The sequence below is a fragment of the Bhargavaea beijingensis genome, from assembly GCF_900101985.1.
Classification (GTDB): Bacteria; Bacillota; Bacilli; order Bacillales_A; family Planococcaceae; genus Bhargavaea; species Bhargavaea beijingensis.
Genome location: NZ_FNAR01000015.1, coordinates 19,389 through 45,356, shown reverse-complemented (window position 1 = coordinate 45,356; position 25,968 = coordinate 19,389). Strand labels below are relative to the sequence as shown.

At 54.3% G+C, this 25,968-nt stretch carries 28 protein-coding genes; 4 read left to right on the top strand and 24 right to left on the bottom strand.

The features are described from left to right. The first annotated feature begins 10 nt into the window (after positions 1–10). Entirely contained in the window at positions 11–550 is a 540-nt protein-coding gene (locus BLT01_RS11090; protein ID WP_092097754.1) for an ECF transporter S component, read from the top strand. 46 nt (positions 551–596) lie between these two features. Here BLT01_RS11090 and BLT01_RS11085 read toward each other — a convergent pair whose 3' ends face one another. Further along, the gene (locus tag BLT01_RS11085) at positions 597–2,102 is read right to left on the bottom strand and encodes a malate:quinone oxidoreductase (RefSeq protein WP_092097753.1); all 1,506 of its coding nucleotides are present in this window, start codon (positions 2,100–2,102) and stop codon (positions 597–599) included. A 349-nt stretch (positions 2,103–2,451) separates the two neighbouring features. After that, complete coding sequence (locus tag BLT01_RS11080) at positions 2,452–2,784, bottom strand: DUF378 domain-containing protein (protein WP_092097752.1); 333 nt, start codon at positions 2,782–2,784, stop codon at positions 2,452–2,454. Between the two features lie 209 nt (positions 2,785–2,993). Here BLT01_RS11080 and rluF point away from each other — a divergent pair, with 209 nt between their 5' ends. Next, complete coding sequence (gene rluF / locus BLT01_RS11075) at positions 2,994–3,701, top strand: 23S rRNA pseudouridine(2604) synthase RluF (RefSeq protein ID WP_092097751.1); 708 nt, start codon at positions 2,994–2,996, stop codon at positions 3,699–3,701. Between the two features lie 64 nt (positions 3,702–3,765). Here rluF and BLT01_RS11070 read toward each other — a convergent pair whose 3' ends face one another. The 18 genes from BLT01_RS11070 to rpsF form a co-directional block, all read right to left on the bottom strand. After that, the gene (locus BLT01_RS11070; protein WP_092097750.1) at positions 3,766–3,960 is read right to left on the bottom strand and encodes a hypothetical protein; all 195 of its coding nucleotides are present in this window, start codon (positions 3,958–3,960) and stop codon (positions 3,766–3,768) included. A 23-nt stretch (positions 3,961–3,983) separates the two neighbouring features. Then, positions 3,984–4,463 carry a 23S rRNA (pseudouridine(1915)-N(3))-methyltransferase RlmH gene (rlmH, locus tag BLT01_RS11065; RefSeq protein ID WP_092097749.1) on the bottom strand — a complete coding sequence of 160 codons (480 nt, stop codon included), beginning with the start codon at positions 4,461–4,463 and terminating at the stop codon, positions 3,984–3,986. Positions 4,464–4,525: 62 nt separating this feature from the next. Next, positions 4,526–4,717, bottom strand: a complete 192-nt coding sequence (locus BLT01_RS11060) for a CxxH/CxxC protein (protein ID WP_092097748.1) — start codon at positions 4,715–4,717, stop codon at positions 4,526–4,528. A gap of 187 nt (positions 4,718–4,904) precedes the next feature. Then, entirely contained in the window at positions 4,905–6,083 is a 1,179-nt protein-coding gene (locus BLT01_RS11055) for a S1C family serine protease (protein WP_092097747.1), read from the bottom strand. A 159-nt stretch (positions 6,084–6,242) separates the two neighbouring features. Further along, positions 6,243–7,031 carry an MBL fold metallo-hydrolase gene (locus tag BLT01_RS11050; protein WP_092097746.1) on the bottom strand — a complete coding sequence of 263 codons (789 nt, stop codon included), beginning with the start codon at positions 7,029–7,031 and terminating at the stop codon, positions 6,243–6,245. Between the two features lie 11 nt (positions 7,032–7,042). After that, positions 7,043–7,852 carry a two-component system regulatory protein YycI gene (locus BLT01_RS11045; protein ID WP_176765126.1) on the bottom strand — a complete coding sequence of 270 codons (810 nt, stop codon included), beginning with the start codon at positions 7,850–7,852 and terminating at the stop codon, positions 7,043–7,045. Further along, the gene (locus tag BLT01_RS11040) at positions 7,839–9,161 is read right to left on the bottom strand and encodes a YycH family regulatory protein (RefSeq protein ID WP_092097744.1); all 1,323 of its coding nucleotides are present in this window, start codon (positions 9,159–9,161) and stop codon (positions 7,839–7,841) included. The genes BLT01_RS11045 and BLT01_RS11040 overlap by 14 nt, the downstream gene beginning before the upstream one ends. Next, on the bottom strand, positions 9,152–10,972 hold the full coding sequence (gene walK, locus BLT01_RS11035; protein WP_092097743.1) for a cell wall metabolism sensor histidine kinase WalK: 1,821 nt from the start codon (positions 10,970–10,972) through the stop codon (positions 9,152–9,154). The genes BLT01_RS11040 and walK overlap by 10 nt, the downstream gene beginning before the upstream one ends. Positions 10,973–10,978: 6 nt before the next feature. After that, the gene (gene yycF / locus BLT01_RS11030) at positions 10,979–11,686 is read right to left on the bottom strand and encodes a response regulator YycF (protein WP_092097742.1); all 708 of its coding nucleotides are present in this window, start codon (positions 11,684–11,686) and stop codon (positions 10,979–10,981) included. 273 nt (positions 11,687–11,959) lie between these two features. Continuing rightward, complete coding sequence (locus BLT01_RS11025; RefSeq protein WP_245696922.1) at positions 11,960–13,333, bottom strand: peptidoglycan DD-metalloendopeptidase family protein; 1,374 nt, start codon at positions 13,331–13,333, stop codon at positions 11,960–11,962. 376 nt (positions 13,334–13,709) lie between these two features. Further along, positions 13,710–14,996 (bottom strand): adenylosuccinate synthase, encoded by a 1,287-nt coding sequence (locus BLT01_RS11020; RefSeq protein ID WP_092097740.1) that lies wholly within the window; start codon positions 14,994–14,996, stop codon positions 13,710–13,712. A 138-nt stretch (positions 14,997–15,134) separates the two neighbouring features. Beyond that, positions 15,135–16,487, bottom strand: coding sequence for a replicative DNA helicase (gene dnaB / locus BLT01_RS11015; RefSeq protein ID WP_092097739.1), 1,353 nt, complete (start codon positions 16,485–16,487; stop codon positions 15,135–15,137). A gap of 12 nt (positions 16,488–16,499) precedes the next feature. Beyond that, positions 16,500–16,946: a 50S ribosomal protein L9 gene (gene rplI, locus BLT01_RS11010; RefSeq protein WP_092097738.1), complete on the bottom strand. Its 447-nt coding sequence runs from the start codon at positions 16,944–16,946 to the stop codon at positions 16,500–16,502. Then, positions 16,943–18,919 carry a DHH family phosphoesterase gene (locus BLT01_RS11005; protein WP_092097737.1) on the bottom strand — a complete coding sequence of 659 codons (1,977 nt, stop codon included), beginning with the start codon at positions 18,917–18,919 and terminating at the stop codon, positions 16,943–16,945. Before BLT01_RS11005 ends, rplI begins: the two co-directional genes overlap by 4 nt. An 11-nt stretch (positions 18,920–18,930) precedes the next feature. Continuing rightward, entirely contained in the window at positions 18,931–19,872 is a 942-nt protein-coding gene (locus BLT01_RS11000; protein WP_092097736.1) for a YybS family protein, read from the bottom strand. Positions 19,873–20,051: 179 nt separating this feature from the next. Then, the gene (gene rpsR, locus BLT01_RS10995) at positions 20,052–20,285 is read right to left on the bottom strand and encodes a 30S ribosomal protein S18 (RefSeq protein ID WP_008300433.1); all 234 of its coding nucleotides are present in this window, start codon (positions 20,283–20,285) and stop codon (positions 20,052–20,054) included. Positions 20,286–20,327: 42 nt separating this feature from the next. After that, a complete protein-coding gene (gene ssb, locus BLT01_RS10990; protein ID WP_092097735.1) occupies positions 20,328–20,840 on the bottom strand; it encodes a single-stranded DNA-binding protein in 513 nt (170 codons plus the stop codon). A gap of 41 nt (positions 20,841–20,881) precedes the next feature. Next, positions 20,882–21,172 carry a 30S ribosomal protein S6 gene (gene rpsF / locus BLT01_RS10985; protein WP_092097734.1) on the bottom strand — a complete coding sequence of 97 codons (291 nt, stop codon included), beginning with the start codon at positions 21,170–21,172 and terminating at the stop codon, positions 20,882–20,884. A gap of 285 nt (positions 21,173–21,457) precedes the next feature. Between rpsF and BLT01_RS10980 the strand changes: the two genes are divergently transcribed. Continuing rightward, a complete protein-coding gene (locus tag BLT01_RS10980) occupies positions 21,458–22,072 on the top strand; it encodes a DUF3267 domain-containing protein (RefSeq protein ID WP_245696920.1) in 615 nt (204 codons plus the stop codon). A 164-nt stretch (positions 22,073–22,236) separates the two neighbouring features. On the opposite strand, the gene ychF is transcribed toward BLT01_RS10980, so the two are convergent. The 3 genes from ychF to BLT01_RS10965 all read right to left on the bottom strand — a co-directional run bounded on the left by ychF (position 22,237) and on the right by BLT01_RS10965 (position 24,590). After that, entirely contained in the window at positions 22,237–23,337 is a 1,101-nt protein-coding gene (ychF, locus tag BLT01_RS10975) for a redox-regulated ATPase YchF (RefSeq protein ID WP_092097733.1), read from the bottom strand. 97 nt (positions 23,338–23,434) lie between these two features. Continuing rightward, positions 23,435–23,638 (bottom strand): DUF951 domain-containing protein, encoded by a 204-nt coding sequence (locus BLT01_RS10970; protein ID WP_092097732.1) that lies wholly within the window; start codon positions 23,636–23,638, stop codon positions 23,435–23,437. A 43-nt stretch (positions 23,639–23,681) separates the two neighbouring features. Next, a complete protein-coding gene (locus BLT01_RS10965) occupies positions 23,682–24,590 on the bottom strand; it encodes a mechanosensitive ion channel family protein (protein ID WP_092097731.1) in 909 nt (302 codons plus the stop codon). An 85-nt stretch (positions 24,591–24,675) separates the two neighbouring features. Between BLT01_RS10965 and yyaC the strand changes: the two genes are divergently transcribed. Further along, positions 24,676–25,311 carry a spore protease YyaC gene (gene yyaC, locus BLT01_RS10960; protein WP_092097730.1) on the top strand — a complete coding sequence of 212 codons (636 nt, stop codon included), beginning with the start codon at positions 24,676–24,678 and terminating at the stop codon, positions 25,309–25,311. Here the strand turns inward: yyaC and BLT01_RS10955 are convergent. Further along, the gene (locus BLT01_RS10955; protein ID WP_125903754.1) at positions 25,192–25,929 is read right to left on the bottom strand and encodes a DUF554 domain-containing protein; all 738 of its coding nucleotides are present in this window, start codon (positions 25,927–25,929) and stop codon (positions 25,192–25,194) included. The two genes, yyaC and BLT01_RS10955, sit on opposite strands and share 120 nt — an antisense overlap. Positions 25,930–25,968: the final 39 nt, after the last annotated feature.

The window sequence follows — 25,968 nt, the reverse complement described above, 5'->3', positions numbered from 1 at the left end:
AGGAGTCATCATGCAGAAAACACACCCGGTTTCCGTCACACGGACCAAAACCTACGATATGATTGTCACCGGCATGCTCATTGCGCTCGTCTTTACAGCGACGCTGCTGCTCAATATCAAACTGCCGATCACCGCGAACGGCGGGCTTGTCCACCTCGGGACGGCGATGCTCTTTATCTCATCCATTTTGTTTGGCCCCAAAAAGGGTGCCATTGCAGGCGGCGTCGGAATGGCTCTGTTCGACCTGGTCTCGGGCTGGACACTGTGGGCCCCGTTCACCCTGATCACGCGAGGCCTGCAGGGCTATATCGTGGGCAAAATCGCATGGTCCGGCGGCCGCGAAGGGAAAAGCCCGGTTTTCAATACGATTGCTGCGATTGTTTCCCTGCCGTTCATGCTCGCGGGCTACTACCTGTGCGAAGCTGTCCTGTTCAGCAACTGGATCATCCCTGTGGCTTCGATCCCGGGGAACATCACCCAGAACGTGGTCGGCCTGATTGTCGCCATCCCGGTCTGCATCGCCCTCAAGAAAGTCCCCGCATTTAAATAACCATGAAAAAAAGCGCCGTCCCATGTGGAACGGCGCTCTTTTCCTATCAGTTGTGAACCGGTTCTTTTTCAGTTTCATTCAGGCCGAGCACTTCTGCAGTCTCGAAGTGAATCTTCTCGAAGAGTTCAGGGTTCTCCGAAAGGGAAATGCCATAGGAAGGCACCATTTCCTTGATCTTCGGCTCCCAGTCTCCGTACTGCTCAGGGAAGCAGCGCTCAAGGATTTCAAGCATGACATGGACCGCGGTGGACGCGCCGGGAGATGCGCCGAGAAGTGCCGCAACCGAGCCGTCCTGTGCCGTCACGACTTCCGTGCCGAACTGGAGCGTGCCCTTTCCGCCTTCCTCGGTGTCTTTGATGACCTGGACGCGCTGTCCCGCGATGACCACATCCCAATCCTCGCTTTTCGCGTTCGGGATGAATTCGCGGAGCACATCGATGCGCTGTTCCTGGTTCAGCATCAGTTGTTCGATCAGGTACTTCGTGAGCTTCATTTCCTTCGCGCCTGCGGAAAGCATCGTCAGGAGGTTATTCGGCTTCACCGACTTGATCAGATCCAGATACGAACCCGTCTTCAGGAACTTCGGCGAAAAGCCCGCGTAAGGCCCGAAGAGGAGGGAACGCTTGCCGTCGATATAGCGGGTGTCAAGGTGAGGCACCGACATCGGCGGCGCGCCGACCTTCGCCTTGCCGTATACTTTCGAATGGTGCTGTTCGATGACTTCCGGATTGTTGCAGACGAGGAACAGCCCGCTGACCGGGAAGCCGCCGATATGCTTGGATTCCGGAATGCCCGTTTTCTGAAGCAGGTGCAGGCTGCCGCCGCCCGCACCGATAAACACGAACTTCGCCGTGTGGTACTCCAGCTTGTTGCCGTCGAGGTCACGGACCTTCACTTCCCATTTGTCGCCGGAGCGACGGATGTCCTCGACACTGTGGCGATAGTCGACCGAGACTTCCTGGCGCTGCAGGTGGTCAAAGAGAATGCGGGTCAGCGCACCGAAGTTGACGTCCGTGCCCGAGTCGATTTTCGTCGCCGCAATCGGCTCATCGACCTGGCGGCCTTCCATCATCAGAGGAATCCATTCCTCCAGCTTTTCAGGGGAGTCGCTGAATTCCATTCCCTTGAAGAGAGGATTGCCCGACAGCGCCTCGAAACGCTTTTTCAGGAACGAGACATTGTCTTCGCCTTCCACAAAGCTGATGTGAGGAAGAGGCATGATGAACTTCTCGGGATCCTGGATCAGATTGTTTTTGACGAGGTGGGCCCAGAACTGACGGGAAAGCTGGAACTGCTCGTTTACACGGACCGCTTTTTTCGTTTCGACCGTGCCGTCTTCTTTCTGGGGAGTGTAGTTCAGCTCGCACAGCGCAGAGTGGCCCGTACCCGCATTGTTCCATTCATTGGAGCTTTCTTCCCCCGGCTTATCCAATTTCTCGAATACTTTAATCTTCATATCCGGCGAGAGCTCTTTCAGCAAGGATCCCAAAGTCGCGCTCATGATACCGGCACCGATCAAAATCACATCTGTTTGCTTTTGCATGCTGCTCATGACAACCTTCCTTATCCCCTGGATTATATTTTAATAATAGAGCTCCTGCCCCGGTGATCAACAAGCACCGGCCGGGAACAACTTATGTTCATTCTTAATCTTTATTATAACATAGTTCGACAATTGTCTTTCCTATTTACTTCCGATTGCATACAGTACAATTATACCTTTTTTGCCGGTTTAATCAGGACTCCGGGACCGAACAAGGAACACCATGCGTGAAATAGCATTCAACTGTACAGAATAGAAAAGGCTTTCATCCGCATGATACGGATGAAAGCCGACGAGTCCGCAATAACGCGGGCGAAGCTTACATTCTGCGCAAAGCCTGGCAGTGTTTGAGATCCAATCAATCCTTGTTGCGGTCCGCCTCTTTTGACTCAGTCTCCCGCTCTTTACTGAAATCGGGCTCCTCGCCGAATTCTGTACGCAGATCCTGATTGGAGATTCTTGAGGGTCGGTCACCGGTCACCACGTCGTCCATCTCTTCACTCGGTTTAAACAACAGACCGATACAGATCAGGGCACTGATTCCCACAAGACCATAAACCACCCTGGACAAGAAGGCATCTTGGCCGCCAAATAGCGTTGCAACTAAATCAAACTGAAAAAGACCAATCAATCCCCAGTTTATCCCGCCGATAATCAAAAGAGCCAGCGCAATCCGTGAAAGCACACTCATGTATGAACTCCTCCTTCCTGACTCATAGTTATCCTTTACCGAAACCCATTTTTCATACATATTGAATCATGAAGACAGGTACTCAAATCATCATCTGCTGCACTCCGCTTACCGGGACATCCCTGCATCAGTAGTTGTGATTCCCCCATAAAACAAAGTATAGTAAGCATCAAATCCAATGATCCTGATCAAGGAAAGGACGTGCAGACATGCGTATCAATAAATACATCAGTGAATCCGGAAAGACATCCAGGCGCGGTGCCGATAAACTCATTGAAGAAGGGCGGGTGACGATCAACGGCAAACGTGTCTCGATCGGCACTCAAGTCGAACCCGGGGATGATGTCCGGGTAGACGGGAATCCCGTCCGGGTGGCCAGGAACAATGTTTATCTTGCGCTGAATAAGCCTGTTGGCATCACGAGCACGACAGAAAAAAGTGTAAAAGGGAATATCGTCGACTTGGTCAACCATCCACTGAGAGTGTTCAACATCGGGCGTCTCGACAAGGATTCTGAAGGCCTGATCCTTCTCACGAATGACGGGGACATCGTCAACGAAATCCTGCGCTCCGAAAACAAGCATGAAAAAGAATATATCGTCTCGGTCGACAAGCCGATCACCCCTGAATTTCTGAAGAACATGTCAGAGGGCGTCAGGATATTGGGGACCAAAACGCTTCCCTGCAAGACGGAACAATTATCGAAATATGATTTCAAAATCATTCTCACACAAGGGCTGAACCGCCAGATCCGCCGTATGTGCGAGGCTTTGGGCTACCAAGTGTACCGGCTGCAGAGAATCCGGATCATGAACATCCATCTGGGCAATCTTCCCCCCGGGCAGTGGAGGGATCTGTCCAAAAAAGAACGCACCGCATTATTCAGGGAACTCGACTACGAACCAAGAGAATGGTAATGACATAAAAATGATCATCCGAGCCACGCCCAGGCAATGGGACAGGTCCGATGATCATTTTTATTTATTCCCCGTGTAAACGGTCCAACACTTGGTACTGCTTCATGTACGGACCGTCATCCGCTACAACTGAATGGTATAGCGCCTTGATGGCCAGATTTTTCTCCAGACCCATCTCGGATTTGATCTTCTTTAGCTCATCATGCAATTCACGGTGCTCGTTGATCAATTTCGTCATGACGGTTTTGTTGTATCTCATCTGCTCACATCCTTTTTGACAGCCTACTTATGATACGGCTCATTTTTCATGATCCTGAAAGCCCTGTACACCTGCTCCATCAGTATGAGCTTCATCAGCTGATGAGGAAAGGTCATTTTGGAAAAGCTGAGTTTCTCGTCGGCACGTTTGAGAACATCGGCATGCAGGCCAAGCGAGCCGCCGATGACAAATACGACTTTACTTTTGCCGTAGGTCATCAGGGATTCGAGGTTTGCCGCGAGTTCTTCCGACGACCGCTGCTTGCCCTCAATGGCGAGTGCGATCACATGGGCGTCGGCCGGAATTTTCGACAGGATCCGCTCTCCTTCTTTTTTCTTCACCCTTTCCATCTCCGCTTCACTCAACTGCTCGGGCGCTTTTTCATCCGGTACTTCGGCCAGTTGGATTTTCGCATAGGTGCGCAGCCGTTTTTCGTACTCTTCGATGGCCATTTTCAGATATTTTTCTTTGAGCTTTCCGACTGTAATGATTGTAATATTCACAGCTTGTCCACCTTTATCAAATCAGTTGTTCACAGGAATTATGCACATATCCACAAGTGAAATCAAGATATGGTGGGCGACTGCATGTTCGATACCACATATATTGCAGCCTGTTGGCAATAATCACAGGGTGTGGATAACTCTTCGGGATTGTTGATGGTTTCCATGACCGGAAACGCTTCCGTTTTGGCAGTCACTTCGTCTAAAGCCCGGTATATATGGGTTTCACACGCTTTTTTCGATACGTTTTCCACTCAAAAACCTCCTTTTCCACTACAGAAAGTTATAAACATTTGCAAATAGTTATCCACATTGGTGGACAATTGCAATTATTCCCGGTAATAAACACAGGCAGCCGGTTGATCCCTCACCGTGCTGCCCCTTGTGGATAGATATATTTGTAACAGTAGAACAAAATTTCAGTTATTTAGTTGCAAACTGCTATAATTTGATTTCGATATCCATTGCTTCGCCGCCCCGGTACACCTTGAGCTTGACCTTGTCGCCCTCTTTCACCTCATTATACAAGTACTTCCGCAAGTCGATCAAATCCGCTACGGGTTCACCATCCATCGCTGTGATGACATCATACTGCCGGAGTCCCGCTTTCTGTGCCGGGGAACCCTTCATCACCTGATCAACGACCACACCTTCCTTGACATCCTCAGGCAGATTCAGCTCCTGCTGCTGGTACACGGCCGGAACATCCATCAGGTCAAACAGCGTGACGCCCATTTGCGGACGGCGGACTTCCCCGTGCTGCTCCAAATCTTCGATGATCGGCACAGCGGAATTGATCGGGATGGCCAGGCCGATGCCCTCGACCAATGCTTCGGCAATCTTCATCGAGTTGATGCCGATCAGCCTTCCGTTCAGATCGACAAGCGCGCCTCCCGAGTTGCCCGGATTGATGGCGGCATCCGTTTGCAGCACTTCCGCGTTCCAATCAACCGACTGGTCCCCGTTCAGATCGACCGGTATGGAGCGGTTCTTTCCGGAAATAACGCCGACCGTCACGGAACCCGAAAACCCGAGGCCGAGCGGGTTACCGATTGCAATTGCTGTCTGTCCTCTTTTCAGCTTGTCTGAATCCCCGAATTTGATGACATCCTGTATGTCGGAATCATCCATCTCGACCACTGCCAAATCAGTCCAGATATCTGTGCCCAGCAGCTTGCCGGGTATCTTCGTGCCATCCTCCAGCGTGATTTCAAGTTGTGACGCCCCTTCGACGACATGGTTGTTCGTGACAACATATGCTTTGCCTTTTTCCTGCTTGTAAATCACGCCCGAACCGACGCCTGCAGGAACGGTTTCTTCCGCTCCTGTCCAATAGTTGCCGGCGGTCTGGAGATTGGTTACGCCGACGACCGCGGCGGATGCCTCATCCACCGCTCCTACGATGCCATCCTGAAGTTCAAGCGCGGCGTCGGGCGCTACATTATCCTTCCCGTTTCCGTCTTTCGCCGCTGTTTCCGTGTCGGCGACGGTATTTGCGTTGTTCTCGCCTTCCGCTTTCTGGTCCGGAGACAGACAGCCCTGCAGGAGAAGCGCCGCAGACAGCATTCCGGCCGTACCGATATAACGGAGTCCGCGTTGACGGTCATCTCGTTTGCTCATGCATTCAACTTCCTCTCTTGAAAGTATCCACTGTCCTTTAACCTACCCGTTTCGGGCAATTTGAACACAGAGCGTTTTGCGGGAGTCCATAACGGGTGTTAAGAAAACCCCGCCGCTCTGGAAAAATAAAAATCCGTCCCCAAACGGGACGGATTCGGTTCAGACCGTGACCAGCTCGGTCGGCACTTCCGCATCGGTGTCATACAGATGAACGAATTCGCCGGGCCGGATGCCGCATGTTTCGAGCGTCTGTGAAACGCTCAGCCGCGCAAGGTCTTTCATATTATTGTCTTTCGACAGGTGGGAAAGGTAGATGCGCGTTTCCTTCTGCTCCACCACTTCGCTCATTGCGACCGCTGCATCCTCGTTGGACACGTGGCCGACATCGCTCAGGATGCGCCGTTTGATGTTCCACGGATAGCGGCCCATCTGGAGCATGCCGACATCATGATTGCTTTCAAAAACGAAGGCATCCGCACCCGCAATCCAGCCTTTCATCCGATCGCTCACATAGCCGGTGTCCGTGATGAGGGCAAGCTTGCGGCCGCTATCATGGAAAACATAAAACATCGGGTCGGCAGCATCGTGCGAAACGGCGAACGACTGGATATCCAGGCCGCCGAACGACTTCACCGTTTCCATATCGAAAGTGAAGCGCTGGCCGACCGGAATGTCTCCGACCAGGCCGTCCATCGCCTGCCAAGTCTTTTCGTTCGCATAGATCGGCATGCCGTACTTCCTGGCCGCCACGCCGATCCCTCTGATGTGATCGCTGTGTTCGTGCGTGACAAAGATGCCGTCGACCTGCTTCATGCTGCGGCCGATGCCCCCGAGGAGCCCCTCGAGCTTTTTTGCGCTCAAGCCGGCGTCCACGAGAAAAGCATGTTCGTCGTTTTCTATATAAATGGAATTGCCTGTACTGCCGCTGGCCAATACACTGAATCTCACGTTTCGGCCTCCTACTCTTGTTCTTGGGTGTCTGGTTCGGAAAGCTTATCGAGGATCTTGCCGTTCACCGCATTGACGAAGTGGTCGGCAGATGTCCCATCATCCAATTCTACATGAATATGCCAGGTCGGGACAAACACCTGTGTTTGGGTGAGTTCGACAAGCGGAGAATAGCCCAGCTCCACATCCTTGACATGGGCGCCCGGCTTGATGACGCCAGACCGGGATAGCGCGCTGATTGCCTGGAGAGGCGAGTAAAGGGGTTTCTTCTCGTTGATCTCCTTCAGATTGTGCAGCATGGTCTGCTCATACCGGATGGCCTTCCGGTCTGTATTCCAATGCACGGTCAGCGTCGAGTTCTCGTTATAAAAGATCGTGTTGCCATCGAAGTTTTGGAAAAAGGTCGCAGTCCTTTTTTCCTCGTCCACTTCCCAGAGCGTGTAATCCTTGCCGTTAGTCACATATTTCTCGAGGAACTCTCCGAACTCAAGCTTGCCTTTGCTGTTTTCAAGGCCGGCAGGTTCCTCAAGCTCTGAAATGAGCGTGTGCCCTTCCGTGACTTTAAGTGCCTGGCCGGATAACTCTCTAATTTCCATGAGGCTGACCGGCTTCAGCTCGCCGGAAATCCGATAGGCTTCCTTGGTCTCCGGGAGTTCTCCGTAAGTGATGTCATCCCCGCTCAGCCGTTCTTCAATGCTCGCTTCACCGAGCACCCCGTAGTTTTCATACTCATTCGTCCGGTTCATATATAGCGAAAACAGGAAGACATTCAGGATGGCGAATACGACAATGAAAATGGTCTTTGTCTTACTCCAGTCCACTCCTGCCACCTCCTGTTCCTGCATTGTTCACAGGATGCCATTCCCCGTTTTCCTCATAGAACCATTCCGGCTCCAGTGTGTACAATGCTTCTTCGCCGCGTTGGATCAGCTGGAGATTATATCCGCGGACAATATCCTCGACTTGATTAAAATCAACTTCCGGGTCTGCACGCAGTTCTTCGGCCACGTCTGTTCCGGCCGGTAGGCGCTTTTCCGCATTTTCCGGGAGAGGCTCACCCAACTGGTAGTAAGGACGTGCATAACTGGAGATTTGACCATTGCCCCAGATCTGGGTGATCTCAGTCAATGTGATGTCGCTGAAAACGGGGAATCCTTCTACCACCATCCGGTATTTGATCTGTTTGCGCAGCGGGTCCATCGACGAAAGGACGAATTCATTGGTCCAGCCGCCATGTCCGTTGACAAAGTCCAGACTGTCCATGAGCAGTTCACTCGGGATCGAGACCCCCTCGCTGTCGCTCATCCGCGTATTATTAAATCTCAGCGTCTTCATCTCAGTGTCAACAATCATCTGACGCTCGATATCATGGTATTTATCTGAATGCTCGCCTGCCGGGACCTGCTTGACCAGGGTGATGTCCGGGAACAGCACTCGCTTGAAGCGGGAAGGGCTGACTTCCTGCTGGAAAAAGGACATATTGCTGACAGACGTGCTTGTTGCAGGCAGGTACAGCGTCATTGCCGTTTCCCGCTCGATCGCTCCGTAAGGCTCGAATCCCTTGGCTCCCGCCAGCAGATCATTAAGCTGTTCAGGTTCGACTCCTGTTGCTTGGGCTGTAAATCTTCGTCCGCCATCTTTCCCGATAAAATGGATAAGCCCGATGTCTGACTGTGTTTCAATGACGATCTGGCTAAAGCTGGCTTCCGTCGTCACTGAATCAGCAAACCGGAACAGACTGTCAGCGACCCCGAACGGAATGGGAGAGCGGAAATAGAGCGTGACCGTGTTGGGCTGGCTGATGATGTCATCGGCTTCATCCTTGGTGACTTCTTTGTCGGCCTCCGTCAGATTCTGGAACGACCAGGTCTTCATAAAGTCCATCAGCTCTCCGATGTCCTCCCTGCCCGTTGTGCCGGTGACACCGTCTTCGGAAACGGCAATCAGTTTATATGGAAGGATCACATCACCGAGTTTTTGTTTTTCAGCAATGGTTTCGACAGCCGGCGCCTGTTCAATCGGCTGATAATCGGTCCGGAATGTCCAGATCGAAAATGTCAGCGTCACACTGAGCAGGATGAGCAGAATCAGGATTGCCGATTTGATATGCTCCACGTATTTCAATCCCATTCACCCGCCTCTTCAACTTCAAATGGAAGGGTGAAGAAGATGGTCGTGCCTTTGCCTTCCTCACTCTCCGCCCAGATGTGGCCGCCATGGGCCTGGATCATTTCCTTGGCGATGGCAAGGCCGAGGCCCGTGCCGCCCATTGCCCGGGAGCGGGCCTTATCCGCGCGGTAGAACCGCTCGAAAATCCGCTTCACGTTCGCTTCCGGAATGCCCATCCCTTCATCGGATACCGCTATTTTAATGTGGTCGTCTTCCGGTAGCACAGTGAATCTGACATTGCCGCCGTCCGGGGAGTACTTCAGTGCGTTTGAGATGATGTTGTCGATGACCTGGGTCATCTTATCCATGTCGAGCTCCGTATACAGCGGGCCCGGCGGAATCTGCCTGATAAACTGGACGTCTTTGGACTTCATGAGTTCAAACCGGTCGATGATCCGGTGGAAGAATTTCACGAAGTCGACGATATCGGTGTTCAGCTCATATTCCCGGCTGTCCATCCGTGACAGCTGGAGAAGATCCGTGACGAGGCGGATCATCCGCTCCGTCTCGGTTTGGGTGACATGCAGGAAGGAAGGGGCAATTTCCTCGTCTTTCCACGCACCGTCCGCCAGCGCCTCCAGATAGCTCCGCATCGAAGTGAGCGGCGTGCGCAGCTCGTGGCTGACATTCGAGACGAATTCACGGCGTTCCATTTCGATTTTCTCCTGCTCGGTGATGTCATGCAGGACGACAATCAGCCCGTTTACAAATCCGGTCTCTTTCTGGATAACCGAGAAATTCGCCCGCAGGATGTATGGCCGCACCTCATCGCTGAAGTCGATGGTGAGGGGCTCCTGCATATCAACAAAGTCTTCAAAGGTGTGCTCCGCTTCAAGGCCGAGCACAGCCGGCACAGGACGGTTCAGGACATGTTCGCGGGGGACGCCCAACATATCGAGCGCCGTGTCATTGATCAGAATGATCCGCCCCTTCCGATCGGTCGAGATGACACCGTCTGTCATGTTTGAGAGAACCGTGGCCAGTTTCCTGCGTTCGGATTCGGTTGACGACTGCGCCTCCTGAAGGCGGGTTGTCAGATGGTTGAATGCCTTCGCCAAGTCCCCGATTTCATCCTGGCCATACACCCGGACTTTCCGGGCGAAGTTCCCTTTCGCCATGGCGCTCGCCTGCTTGGTCATATCGGCAATCGGACGGGTGATCGTCTGGGCAAGCAGAATGCCCAGAATCACGGTGATTCCGAGTGAGAACACCGTCCCTCCGGCGAGGATCTGGTTGATGTCATTGATCTGGCCATACACCTTCTCGATGTTCGACTCGGCATAAATCGAGCCGATCACTTCGTCACCGGACATGATCGGCTTCGCCAGCACCCAGATGCGGCGCTGGGACTCATTCAGGGAGATGCTGTCGAATGAGTCACCGAACTGAATCGAATTCCGTACAAGTTCATTCACCATCAGCTGGTTGACCAGTTCATTGTTTTCATATTCGGATGTGGCGAGGATCCTCATCTTTGGATCAATGATCCTCACCTCAAGAATGTCATCCGAAGAAAAGCCATCAAGGACCGCGCGAAGACTTTCCTCGGGGGAGGGGTCTTCACCGGTCCGCTGCCGTGTCATTTCTTCCCTGACGCTGAACTCCAGGAGATTCACCCGGTCCTCGATGGATTCCTCAAAGTTCTTTTTCAGCGTCTGTTCAAGTTCCTGTGCAAAGTAGATGCCGATGACCTGCATGGCAATCAGGATGAGAAGAACGTACATGAGGACGAACTTCAGGTGAATGGACCGGAAAAAGCCGACTTTCTGCATGAGTCATTACTCCTGTTCGGGATTGCGCAGGTAGTATCCGACACCGCGCCTGGTTACGATCCACGCCGGGTGGCTCGGATTGTCCTCAATCTTCTCGCGGAGACGGCGGATCGTCACATCGACCGTCCTCACGTCGCCGAAATAGTCATAGCCCCAGACGGTCTGGAGCAAGTGCTCGCGTGTCATGACCTGGCCGATGTGCTTGGACAGATAGTGGAGCAGTTCGAATTCCCGGTGGGTCAGCTCGATCTGCTCGCCGCGTTTCTGGACGAGGTAGGCGTCCGGCTGGATGGTCAGTTGGCCGACGGTGATATCATTGGACACTTCCTCTTCTGCTTCTGCAGGAGCGGCCTGGTGGCGGCGCATATTGGCCTTCACGCGCGCAATGAGTTCACGGGTGCTGAACGGTTTTGTGACGTAGTCGTCGGCACCAAGTTCCAGTCCAAGGACTTTGTCGATCTCGGAGTCCTTGGCCGTCAGCATGATGATCGGAAAATCGTATTTCTTTCTGAGCTCGCGGCAAACTTCCATGCCGTCCTTTTTCGGCAGCATGATATCCAGCAGCGCAAGATCCGGGACAGTCTCTTCAACACGCTGCAGCGCTTCTTCGCCGTCGTATGCCGTGATGACGTTGTAGCCTTCTTTTTTCAGATTGAATTGGAGGATGTCCGCAATCGGTTTTTCATCATCCACTACAAGAATGGTCTTGTCCATGATGGTCTTCCCTTCTCATTATCAGGTTCGATCCTGTTTCCCTTATGCTATCACGAGTTTGCAAGTTCCGCATCTTTGTGAGATTGAATCTCAACCTATTTAATTGTCTGCCGCCGGCATCTGCCCCACGGTATCGGACCGGGAAATATTCGGTTCATTTCCCGGGCAATATTCGCCTTGGAACGACATATTTCCCGAGTATAAGACGATAAAATGACAGACACCGAAAAGGACGGCGGGCCCTGCGGCATGCCGTCCTTTCTTCCTGATCGATTACTGGCTCACAACCGTAAGCGGATTGATGAGCTGTCCGTTTTTGCGCACTTCGAAGTGAAGATGCACACCGGTGGAGTTGCCGGTGTTGCCCATCACGCCAAGTTTCTGCCCTTGGGCAAGCTTCTGCCCGGGTTTGACGCTTATCGACTCCAAATGGGCATACAGCGTCGTATAGCCGTTCCCGTGATCGACCACGACCCGGTTGCCGTAGCCGCCCTGTGGGCCTGTGGCGGTAACGGTGCCCGCGTCAGCCGCTAGGATCGCCTTTCCGCTCGGACGGGCGATGTCGATGCCGTTGTGCTGGCGGCCCCAGCGAGGTCCTTTCTGGCTTGAAACATAGCCGCCCTGCGCCGGCCAGGCGAATTTCCCCAGGGCCTTGCCCGCCACGGCTTTTGTGCCGTTCAGGATCAGTTCATCAACCGGCTTTTCGGTTACCTCGTCTTCCAGTACTTTCTCGGATACTGTTTTTCCGTTCACGGTTTCCGTGACCGAAAGGGTTTCTTTTCTTCCGTCTTTTCCGGCTCGGGCAATTTTCTTCTCGCCCTTCAGCAACGCTTCATCATCTTTTACGACCTTTGTATGGGCGATTGGCGAAGCTTCACGCTGCTTTCGGGTGATGGAAACTTCCACATACGGTTCCTCAACCAGGATCTTTACCGTGTCACCGGCGGCAAGGGGGTCCTGCGCGTCTATTCCGCGGTTTAGTTCAAGCAACTGCTTCATGCTCATACCATGCGACTCTGCAATTTCTTCCGGCTTGTCGCCTTCTGCCGCGGTGTAATCACGCTCGACGGGCCTTTCGGAGCGGAGAAGCTTAAGGGCCTCTTTTTCCGTCCTGATGTTCTCAGGGTCGGTATACACTTCTTTTGCCTGCAGATCCGCCTTCAGGGAAAGATGGGTCACCTGCGTCTGTCCTGCTTCAGGCTCCGGGAATTCGCCGGCTTCCCGTGAATCTTCGTAGTTCTCCAATTCTTCCTTGGTCATATGGGTCAGCTTGACGCCGCGGATCACATGGTCGAACGCTTCCGTGTCCTTCAAATGGAACAGGGTGCTTCCGTCCACCTGGACAGCGATGGACTTCGCCTCGACGTCGAGTGTTTTGTCCAATGTCTTTTTCACGGATTCCTCATCAGCAGATTCGGGGTTTCCGAATACTTTCTCCTTTACGACGGAGAGGTCACGGCCGACGACGAGTTCAAGGTCTCCGTAGGCAGCTTCCGCTCTTTCCTTTTTTTCATCCACTGCATGATCGATGACTTCACGGCTCTTGACTGTCCCGATGTATTCGTCGCCTTCATAGATGAGATATTGATCGTGGAGACTTTCTCTGGCAAACCCCGTCCCGGTGAAGAGAAGGGAGCCCAGGAGCACCGCCAACGAAACTTTTCTGATTTTCCCCCTCTTCTTTTGTCCGGAAGATGGAGAGTTTGCATGATAATTTTCTGTGTTTCCTTGCATCTCATTCCCTAATCCTTTCCATGTTTCTCTATCTATATCTCTGTATTTATCAACTCAGCCTTAGCCACTTTAACAGCTACCTATATATAGGGACAAGAAATGCGGACCATTTGTAATCCAACTGTAAAATGGGACCCAATACCCAGTCGCACTACCAAAATATTCGTCGATTATTTCAGTAAAATGACAGGGATGACAATGGAGAAAATACAGAAACAGGAAGGGGTAACGGGCAAACCGGTAAAAACAAAAAACCACCCTCTGTAAGAGAGTGGTTTTACTTGTCGGCTTAGCGCCAGACGCTTTTGATCACGTTAGTCTGTGTGCGGTCAGGTCCGACCGAGAAGATGGAGATCTGGACGCCTGTCAGCTGGGCAATGCGCTCCAGGTAATGGCGTGCGTTTTCCGGCAGTTCGTCCAGGGAACGGACGCCTGTGATGTCTTCGTCCCAGCCCGGCATTTCTTCGTAGACCGGCTCGCATTCGTCCAGCACCCGCAGATTCGCCGGGTACTCGGTGATCAGCTCGCCCTTATAGCGGTACGCCGTGCAGATTTTGACCGTCTCTAGACCCGTCAGCACGTCAATGGAGTTGACCGTCAGATCGGTCAGTCCGCTCACGCGGCGCGCATGGCGGACAACGACGCTGTCGAACCAGCCGATGCGGCGCGGACGGCCTGTGGTCGTGCCGTATTCCTTGCCCACTTCACGGATGCGGTCGCCGACTTCGTCAAACAGCTCCGTCGGGAACGGTCCATCGCCGACACGGGAAGTGTAGGCTTTACAGACACCGACAACATGGTTGATCTTTGTCGGGCCAACGCCCGCACCAATCGTGACACCGCCCGCCACAGGGTTCGACGACGTGACAAACGGATATGTCCCCTGGTCGATGTCGAGCATGACGCCCTGTGCTCCCTCAAAGAGGACACGGCGCCCTTCATCCAGTGCGTCGTTCAGCACTTTTGATGTATCCGTCACATACTGTGCGATCTTCTGTCCATACTCGTAGTATTCGTCGAGGATATCTTCCACCTTGAAGCCTTCTGTCTCATAGAACTTCTCAAGCAGGCGGTTTTTCTCCTTCAGGTTGCGGGTCAGCTTTTCCTCGAACACTTCCTTGTCGAGGAGGTCGGCGATCCGGATGCCGATCCGGCCGGCCTTGTCCATATAGGCAGGGCCGATTCCCTTGCCGGTCGTGCCGATCTTGTTGTCACCCTTGCGGAGTTCTTCGACTTCGTCCAGCTTGATGTGGTAAGGCAGGATGACATGCGCGCGGTTCGAGATACGGAGATTGTCCGTCTCCACCCCGCGTGCATGGAGCCCATCCAGCTCGGTGACAAGCGCCTTCGGATCAACGACCATTCCGTTGCCGATGACCGAAATTTTATCCTTGTAGAAAATCCCCGACGGAATCAGGTGAAGTTTGTATGTTTCCCCGCCGAAAATGATCGTATGACCGGCATTGTTACCGCCCTGATAACGGGAGATGACCTCCGAGTTTTCCGAAAGAAAATCGGTGATCTTCCCTTTACCTTCGTCTCCCCACTGCGTTCCGACTACCACCACTGATGGCATAGATCTGCACCTCCGATGGACGGTCTATTGTTCACGTCCGATTTCAAACAGATATAGTGTACCAATGATCCGGTAACGGGTCAAGAAAAACCCGAACGCACAGATGCACTCCGGCATCGAACGTTCGGGTTTTGAAAGTCATGCCGGCGGCGCCTCATGCTGGCTCCAGTCGACATTGACGAACTTGTTATATTCTTTCACGAAAGCAAGCTTCACTGTGCCGGTCGGGCCGTTCCGCTGCTTCGCAACGATGATTTCGATCATGTTCTGGTCTTCGGTTTCTTTATCGTAATAGTCCTCGCGGTAAAGGAAGGATACGATATCGGCGTCCTGCTCGATCGACCCCGATTCACGAAGGTCGGACATCATCGGCCGCTTGTCCTGACGCTGCTCGACACCACGGGATAGCTGGGACAGGGCGATGACGGGGACTTCCAGCTCACGGGCAAGCCCTTTAAGTGAGCGGGAGATTTCGGAAACTTCCTGCTGCCGGTTTTCACCGGGCTTGCCGCTGCCCTGGATCAGCTGGAGGTAGTCGATCATGATCATGCCGAGTCCGTGTTCCTGCTTGAGCCGGCGGCATTTCGCGCGGATTTCGCTTACCCGGATGCCCGGCGTATCGTCAATATAGATACCGGCGTTCGACAAACTGCCCATCGCCATCGTGAGCTTGCGCCAGTCTTCAGCTTCAAGTGCACCGGTCCTGAGCACCTGCGCATCGATATTGCCTTCCGCGCAGAGCATCCGCATGACCAGCTGGTCGGCGCCCATCTCGAGACTGAATATGGCGACATTTTCGCCGGCCTTCGTCGCCACGTTCTGTGAAACGTTCAGCGCAAAGGCCGTTTTCCCGACGGATGGACGTGCCGCAACGATGATCAGGTCGTTGCGCTGGAAACCCGCCGTGATGTGGTCGAGGTCACGGAACCCGGTCGGTATGCCGGTGACCTCCCCTTTCCGGGTATGGAGCAGTTCGATATTGTCGTACGTCTGGACGAGGACATCCTTGATGTGTTTGAAGTCGCCGGCATTTTTTCGGCTGGCGACTTCCATCATCTTTTTCTCGGCCTCGGCAAGCACCGCGTCGACCTCATCTTCACGGGTGAAGCCGTCTTCAACAATGCCTGTCGCGGTCCGGATCAACCTCCGAAGAAGCGCTTTTTCCTCGACGATTTTCGCGTAATACGAGACGTTTGCCGCGGTCGGCACGGCATTGGCGATCTCCGTAAGGTAGGAGATGCCGCCGACGTCCTCCAGCTCTTTTTTCGCCGAAAGCTCTTCGGTGACGGTGACGACGTCGATCGCTTCACCGCGGTCACTGAGCGTCACCATCGTCCGGAAGATTTTCTGGTGGGACACCCGGTAGAAATCCTCCGGCACAAGCGTCTCCGCTGCCGTGATGAGTGCCTGCGGTTCGAGGAATATCGCCCCGATCACCGACTGTTCGGCTTCATTACTATGCGGCGGGACGCGGTCAAACTGCTGTTCCATTCCGTTCTCTCCTTATTCTTCCGTCACATGCACCTTGAGCGTCGCGGTGACGTCCGGATGGAGCTTGATCGGAACGTTGGTATAGCCGAGCGAGCGGATTGCATCCGGCAGGTCCATTTTCCGCTTGTCGATTTTGATTCCCTGCTGCTTGTCGAGCGCGGAGGCAATCTGCTTCGACGTGATCGAGCCGAACAGCCGGCCGCCTTCACCGGATTTTGCCTTGAGCTCGACGGTCAGCTGCTCAAGCTTGGCCTGCAGTTCCTTTGCTTCGGCCAGCTCTTGTGCGGCATCTTTCTCGGCTCGCTTTTTCTGTCCTTCCAGCTTGCTCAGGTTTGCCTGTGTCGCTTCGACGGCAACATTGTTCTTGAACAGGAAGTTTTGTGCGTAGCCGACGGAAACTTCTTTAATATCACCTTTTTTTGCTTTGCCTTTTACGTCTTTAAGGAAGATCACTTTCATTCTTCGGTTCCCCCTTCTGTCATTTCACTGATGGTCTCTTTCAGCAGGGCAAGCGTCTCACTGACGGATTCTGTATCAAGTTGTGCGGCTGCGTTGGTCAGATGGCCGCCGCCGCCCAGCCGCTCGGCGATCAGCTGGACGTTCAGGTCGCCGAGCGAGCGGGCGCTGATGCCGACCCGTCCTTCGGGCCTGAGTGCCACGACAAACGAGGCGACGACACCTTTCATCGTGAGCAGTGTATCCGCTGTCTGCGCGACAAGAACAGGGCTGTGGGGTTGTCCTTCTTCGCCATGCGCGATGGCGATTCCGCCCTCCAGCACCTCGACGGTCCGGATGATATCCGCCCGCTCCAGGTACGTGCCGATCTCTTCTCTCATGAATCGCTGGATCAGCACCGTATCGGCACCGTTCGACCGCAGATAAGAAGCGGCCTCGAACGTGCGGGACCCTGTCCGGAGCGTAAAGCTTTTCGTATCGACGACAATGCCCGCAAGCATCGTCGTGGCCTCAAGAGGCAATATTTTCTCGCCTTTCGGCTGATATTCCAACAGTTCCGTGATGAGTTCGGCCGTCGAGGATGCATAAGGCTCCATGTAGACAAGAAGCGTGTCCTCGATGAATTCCTCTCCGCGGCGGTGGTGATCGATGACGACTGTCTTTTCCGCCTTGCCGAGCAGCCGCTCATCAACGACAAAATTCGGCCTGTGCGTATCCACGATAACGAGGAGCGTCCGGTCGGTAATGATGCCGAGCGCCTCGTCCGGTGTGATGAAGTGCCTGAACAGGTCCGGCTCCGAGCGGATCTCCTCCATGAGGCGGATGACACTCGCGTCGAGTTCGTCCGGATTGATCACGACATACCCCTCGACACCGTTTAGCTGGGCCATCCTGCGCACCCCGACGGCCGCACCGATGGCGTCCATATCGGGCAGTTTGTGGCCCATGATGATCACTTTGTCACTTTCCTGGATCAGGTCACGCAAGGCATGCGAGATGACGCGCGCCCGTACGCGCGTCCGCTTCTCGACAGGGTTCGTCTTGCCGCCGTAGAACTTTACCCGGCCACTCGGCTGCTTGATCGCGACCTGGTCGCCTCCGCGGCCGAGGACGAGGTCAAGACCCGATTGGGCAAGTTCCCCGAGTTCCGGAAGAGAAGCGGAATCCGCCCCGATTCCGATGGACAGCGTGAGCGCGGAGCTTTCACGCGCCGTTTCTTCACGGATCGAGTCCAGTATCCTGAACTTATCCTTTTCCAGCTCGTGGAGAATCGACTCGTTCAGGACGGCGAGGAACCGGTCCGAGCTGAACCGCTTCACGTAGATTCCGTATTCGGCGCCCCAGTCATTGATGCGGGTGGTCACCAGGCTGTTCAGCCGGCTTTTCGTCTGGTCATCCATGCCGGAGGAGAGTTCGTCGTAGTTGTCGACCAAAATCATGCCGAGAACCGTGCGATCGGCGTAGTAGAGCGTTTCGATCTCAAGCTGCTCGGTGATGTCGAACAGGTAGAACAACTTTTCTTCCGGCTTGTAGATGACCTTGTACTGCCTGTTGCCGAGGGAGATGACCCCCTCCGGGTCGGCACCTTCCTTGACGAAAGAACGGAAATCCTCGGACAGTCCGAACAGCTCCTCGCCGATGAGCGTATCGTGCTCAAGCAGCTGGGACATGTACGGGTTCGCCCATTCGATCGTGAACTGGTCGTTGATGAGGATGATTCCGATCGGCATCTCAAGAAGTGCTTCCTCTCCGACTTTCTTCATCCGGACGGAGAGGTTTTCGATATGCTTTTCGGTCTCCGCGTAAGTCCTTGCCTCTGTGCGCCACGCGGCAGCCAGTGCAAGGATGGCCACAATCAGCCAAGCTGCCGCCACCCATTCATTGTAAAACAAGATCGGGACGGTCGCCCCGAGAACAATTACCGTCAGGACCGCAAGCGGTGTCCGGATCGGCCGTTGCCTGAAAAAACTTCCCATTCGTCAGCCACTCACTTTCCTTTGCTTCCCGTAATATGCCCCCTCAGCTTGAAGCCGATGTCGATGATCCCGAGCAACGAGATGATCGGGAACAGCAGCGGCGCCAGGAAGACCGCAAACACCAGGAGCCAGCCCGGTTTGCCGGAGGCATGGAGAAGATATGCGATCAGCGACAGACCCTGCAGGAAAAACAGTGTACGCAGGATCAGCAGCGCATTCATGACAATCAGATAACCCGTCGAACCGGGCTCGAATTCCCCGATCAGCGACGCAATCAGAATGATCACGTAGTAGATAAGAAGAACCGCCGGCAACTTCATGTCGCGGAACGGAGGAAACTTCGGCACCGCTGTGCCAAGCTTCCGCATGGCCGGGAAAATAACGGCGAGCGTCACAAAGGCGGTTGCGTAGGAAACGAAGATGAATGCGGAAGGGATGAGCGTCTCTACCTGCATGAGAATGATGGAGACCATTTCATCATATTCCGCAGGCTTTTGGCCCATGCGGTCCATCAGTTCGCCCGCCTGCACGTACATGTCGCGCATCCGCCCGGTCAGCTCGGCGATGATGTTCAGGTTCATCAGTAATGCGGCAGCCGCGTATTGCAGCACTCCGGTGATAAGGACTGCGAGACCCGACGCCATGAAGATATATAATTTGGATTTTCCTGTCCTCACGCCATCCCCGATGATAAATCCGACGGGGGCGTTGAGCAGGGCCAGAATCAGCCCGCCCGGACCTGCGATCAGGAAGGAGAGGAGGACCCCGGCGCCCGTCACCATCAGTGAGGGGCCGCGGCTGTAGCGCGCGCCGTAGAGCGCCAGCGGAAGCGGGATAACGAACACCGTGAGCACACCGAGAACCGGCACATAATAAGTGATGGCCGTAAGCAGTGTGAACAAGGCGGCCATCATCGCGCCGAAGGTCAGTCTTCTCGCGTTGTCATTACCCATGGTCAGCCTTCTTTCAGATAGGATATCCACCAGATTTCCAAGTGGAATCTTCCTATCATTGTATCATGTTTTGCCTTGGGGACCAAAAAGGGACGGGCCCCCGCGACTGCCCGCGGTGTCCGTCCGGCCAAAGAAAAAAGACATCCCGGCAAGAGCCGGAACGTCTTTTGTTCGCAGGATTAGCGTTCTTCCGCTGTGAATGGAAGAAGGCCCATGATCCGGGCACGCTTGATAGCAACTGTAAGCTTGCGCTGCCATTTTGCGCTAGTACCCGTCACACGGCGTGGGAGGATTTTCCCGCGCTCGGAGATGAATTTTTTAAGCAGATCGACGTCTTTGTAGTCGATGTGCGTGATGTTGTTGGACGTGAAGTAGCAGACCTTACGGCGTCTGCGTCCGCGACGTGGTGCCATACTGGTTCGCCTCCTTTGCTCTTGGTTTTACCGGTGTGAGGATCAGAACGGCAGGTCGTCGTCCGATACTTCGATCGGTCCGCCGCCCGGCGAGAACGGATCCTCATCCGTGCGTGTATAGTTATTCTGATTCGGGGATTGCCCCTGATAATTGTTATTGTTGTAGGACGGCTGGCTCTGCTGAGGCTGTCCGCCGTAGGACGGCGGTGCCTGCTGGCCGCGGTCGCCGCCCGCTCCGCGGGGTTCGAGGAATTGGACGCTGTCCGCCACGACTTCCGTCATGAAGACGCGTTTTCCGTCCTGGCCGTCGAAACTGCTCGTCTCGATGCGGCCATCTATACCCGCGAGGCTTCCTTTCCGCAGGAAGTTGGCCACGTTCTCGGCCTGCTTCCTCCAAGTCACCACGTTGATGAAGTCCGCATCCCGCTCCCCGCGCTGGTTCGTGAACGGACGGTTCACGGCAAGGGTGAAACGGGTGACGGCGATGCCCGACTGCGTGTATTTCAGTTCAGGATCCTTCGTAAGTCGGCCGACCAGGACAACACGGTTAATCATCAGACAACAACCCCCTTTTGTGGTTTCTGTTTAACGGAGAATCACTTCTCGTCTTCGCGGATCGCGATGTGACGGATGATGTCTTCGTTGATATTGGCAAGACGTGTGAATTCATCGATCGCAGTCGTAGGCGCGTTGGTTTTTACGATGTGGTAAACCCCTTCGCGGAAGTCGTTGATCTCGTAAGCGAGACGACGCTTGCCCCATTCTTTCGACTCGATGATTTCCGCGCCGTTCGAAGTGAGTACTCCGTCGAAACGCTCAACAAGAGCTTTTTTCGCTTCGTCTTCGATTTTCGGCTGGATAATGTACATGATTTCGTACTTATTCATCAAGATGTCACCTCCTTGTGGACTTGTGGCCTGCCGCGGGGCGGCAGGCAAGGAGTAAAATATTCAATACTTACTCACATCGGTTTATTCTACCACGGTGCCTGTCCGTTTTCAACTGTTTTCTATGGAAAGTGCGGAGAGGGAAGTTGGCGTATAATTTGTTGATGGGGCCAAGGTGATTTACGCTCCGGGCATTCGCTTCCGCGGGAGTGCCCTCTGCTCCGACCGGCTTTACTATCATTCACTCAGACTCCACTAATCTCACTATTCCTGGGGGCGATTGACTTGGAAATAAATAATCTTGCGGCGCAGGAGCCGGATCGGGTGATTGAAGTCGATCTGCAGCGGGTGATGAGGCAAAGTCTTTGGCTGACGGGCGGGAGTGCGGCCGTCCTTTATCTGGCCAGTTTCGTTATCCGCCGGGAGTTCTCGCTTTCCTTCTCGTTCGGAGGCTTTTTGCTCGGATTGTTGCTGTTCGCTGTCGGTTATGCCGTGCTGATTGTGCTGCACGAGGCATGCCATTTGCTCGGTTTCCGGATTTTCGGCGGAGTGCCGTTCCGGAAAATGGCATATGGCGTGAACCTCGAGATGGGAATCGCATATGCGACGACCGAAATTCCGCTCCGGAACCGGCCGATGCGTCGCACGCTTCTTCTGCCACTCTGGCTCACCGGGGTGCTTCCCGGCATCATCGGCATCTGGCTGGACAGCCAGCTTCTTATCCTGCTATCGGCCTTCCTGATCGGCGGGGCGGCGGGCGACCTGGAGATGAACCGCCAGCTGAAGAAACTTCCGGACAACTGGCTGATCAGGGACGACCCCGAGAAACCGAAGCTGTACGCCTACAACCCGAAGGGAAAGGCGGCAACACAGGAAGATGGCACTGATTCCGAAAACTGAGTGTCTCCGGTTTTCCGGACGACCAAAAAAACACCCTCTTGGGGTGCAGGTTTGTCGGAGACTTGCGGATAATAAGCGGGCGTATGATCTCATGCGCGCTTCCGGCACTTCTATACGTAAAGCCCCGGTTCCGCATCAAGCGGAACCGGGGCAATTTCGTATCGTCAAACGTTAAAGCGGAACAGCATGACATCGCCGTCCTGGACGACATATTCCTTTCCTTCCAGGCGGACCTTGCCCGCTTCCTTGGCAGCGGCCATCGATCCTGCTTCAAGGAGGTCCTCATAGGAGACCGTCTCCGCACGGATAAAACCGCGCTCGAAGTCGGTGTGGATGACACCGGCACACTGCGGGGCCTTCATACCCTTGCGGAATGTCCAGGCGCGCACTTCCTTCTCGCCGGCTGTAAAGTAAGTAGCCAGTCCGAGCAGGTTGTAAGAAGCGCGGATCAACTGGTCAAGGCCGGCTTCCTCGATGCCCAGCTCCTCAAGGAACATCGCTTTCTCGTCATCATCGAGTTCGGCCATTTCTTCCTCGATTTTCGCGCAGACGACAATGACTTCGGCATTGTCGCCTTTTGCGAATTCGCGGACCTGCCGGACGTATTCGTTGTTGTCCGGATCTGAAATCTCGTCTTCCGAGACGTTTGCCACATACAACATCGGCTTGATCGTGAGCAGGTTCATGCCCTTGATGACCTTCAGCTCGTCCTCGGTGAAGTCGACCGACCGGGCCGGCTTTTCCTCTTCAAACGCTTCTTTCAGACGCTTCAGGATCGGCTCCTCGACAAGGGCCTCCTTGTCCTTCGACTTGACCATCTTCGACACGCGCGTCAGGCGCTTATCGACGCTTTCCAGATCGGCGAGGATCAGTTCGAGGTTGATGACTTCGATGTCATCGATCGGGTTGACCTTGCCGGAGACGTGGGTGATGTTTTCATCGGCAAAGCAGCGGACGACCTGGCAGATCGCATCGACTTCGCGGATGTGCGAGAGGAATTTGTTGCCGAGGCCTTCGCCTTTGCTGGCACCTTTGACGATGCCCGCGATATCGGTGAACTCGAATGCGGTCGGGACCGTCTTTTTCGGTTTGACAAGTTCCGTCAGTTTATTGAGGCGCACATCAGGCACTTCCACGATCCCGACGTTCGGGTCGATCGTACAGAACGGATAGTTGGCCGCTTCCGCTCCGGCTTTGGTGATGGCGTTGAACAGTGTGGACTTCCCGACGTTCGGGAGCCCGACGATACCGGCAGTTAATGCCATGGTTTCCACAACCTTTCAATCTATATCCAAAACATTAAACAGTCTGATTCAATCCCTACAACTTTATAAGTATAAGAAGAAAAGGCAGGGATGTCCATCATTCCCCCGCCTTTGCGCGTTCAAGCACTTTCTTCATCTTTTTCTCGAATTCCCGCCGCGGAATCATGACGCTGTGCTGGCATCCGGTGCATTTGATCCGGATGTCCGCTCCGAGGCGGATGATCTTCCAGGCGTTTGTGCCGCACGGATGCGGCTTCTTCATCTCCACCACATCTCCGATGCCGTATTCCTTCGGCTCCACAGGGACCACCTCCGGGATTCTGCTTTCTTCTGATTCTAACATGTCATTCCGACGGTTTGGAATCCACCATGACCATTTTCGGATACGGGATTTCAATTTCATTCAGTTCCAGGAATTCCTTCAGGTCTTTCCGCAACTTGCGTGCGACGGCGAAATGCATCATCGGGGCTGTTTCCGCCGTGATCCGCATGATCACGTCATGCGCTCCAAGGCTCTGGACGCCCAGCAGTTCCGGCGGTGCCAGCAGATCCGCATAGTTTTCATCATCGATAAGGCTGTGCAAAAACTCCCGGATCAGCGCTTCTGCCTTGGGAATATTCGTCTCATACGAAACACTCACATCGATAACCGCCAATGAGTTATAGATCGACGAGTTGATGACCTCCTGGATGTTGCCGTTCGGGATGATGTGAAGCTCTCCGGTGAAGACCTTGATTTTTGTCGTGCGCAGGCCGATCTCCTCTACGGTTCCTTCGGCTTCGCCGATCCGCACGTAGTCACCGACCGAAAACTGGTCCTCGAAGATGATGAAGAATCCGGTGATGACATCCTTCACGAGGCTCTGCGCGCCGAAACCGACGGCAAGTCCGAGCACTCCTGCAGCGGCAATCATACCGGCAACATCAATATGGAACGCCGACAAAACGGCAAGGATCGCCGCGAAGTAAACGACGTAGGAAATGACGTTCTCCAATAGCTTGAGTAGCGTGCGTTCCCGGCGTTCTGAAAGCGGACGCCTGAGCCGTACACTGAATACCCTCCGGATGATCGCTTTCCCGATCCGGACGACCAGACCTGCAATAGTGATAATGAGCAGGATTTTCAGCGCCAGCAGCCCGACGCTGAGCCACAGCTCCTCGCTGAACAGCGCCTCTTTGATCTTCCCGATCAAATCGAATGTTCGTTTGGCCTCATTCGTGACGGTCTCTGCCACTGTAGGTTCTTTGTCCATCTATGCATCAACCTCCTCGGAAGTCTGTATATCCTCTCATCTTTCCGCGTATACTTCCAAAAACACGCACAGAAAAGAGGTTCATATGATCCGCATCGGGACGAGTTCTGAACAGGGACGTTTCCATTACGCGGAGGCGGGGGCGGCCTGGAGAATCGCCTCCGTCCTCCTCAGTCACATACCGTTCGGCAAGCGGCCGGTCCGGTTTGTCTGCATCGGGACAGACCGGTCGACAGGTGATGCTTATGGGCCGCTGACCGGCACGTCGCTCGCCGAACTGGGGGATTTTCGCCATCCGATCCTCGGGACGCTGGGCAGGCCGGTCCATGCGCTGAACCTGCAGAGGATCGCCGAGACCGACGAAGATGTGTTCACCGTGGCAATTGATGCCTGCCTCGGCAAGTCCGAACATATCGGGCAGATTGTCATCGAAGACCGTCCGCTTTTCCCGGGGCGTGCTGTCGGGAAGACGCTGCCGCCGATCGGAGATTTGTCGATCAAGGGCGTCGTCAACGCCGCTGCGCCCAACAGCCAGGAAGTGCTCCAGAACACCCGCCTCCATCTGCCGTTCATGATGAGCCGGGTGACTGCGAGGGCAATCTCACTCGCCTGTTGCCGGCATGAAACCAAACCCGTACAAGAGCCCGGTCACGAGGGCAACGACGAGGATCCCCGGGATAAGATTTGCCACCCGGATCTTCGTCAGCCCGATCAGGTTTAATCCGATTGCAAGAATCATCAGGCCGCCGGTCGCCGTCATCTCCTCGATGAAAAATCGCATCATGTCATCCGGGATAAACCGGCTGATGACGGAAGCGAACATTGTAATTGCGCCCTGATAGATAAACACCGGCACAGCGGACAAAATGACGCCGATGCCGAGCGTCGAACTCAGGATCAATGCGGTGAACCCGTCGATGATGCCCTTTGCAATGAGGACGTCGTGATCGTTGCGGAGGCCACTGTCAATTGCTCCGATGACCGCCATCGAACCGATCACGAAGATGAGGGTTGCTGTAACGAATCCCTGGGCGATTCCGCCCTGGCCGCTTTCTCCCGTTGTCTTGCCCGCTTTGGAATCCATCCAGCGGCCGAGGCGGTTCAGTTGCCCGTCCAAATCCAACCATTCACCGATTGCCGCTCCGACAACGATCGAGATGATGACGATGATGATCTGGGAAGTGGCGAAACTCATCTGGATACCGATGACCAGGACCGCCAGGCCGATGGCATAAGTCACCGTCTCCCTGATGCGTTCGGGAATCCTTCCGAGAAACCGGCCGATCACTGAACCGATGACGATGAGCAGCACGTTCACAAGTGTGCCGAATAATGCCATAAGGATCCTCCTTCCTCCCAAAAATAGACCGCCCTTTTT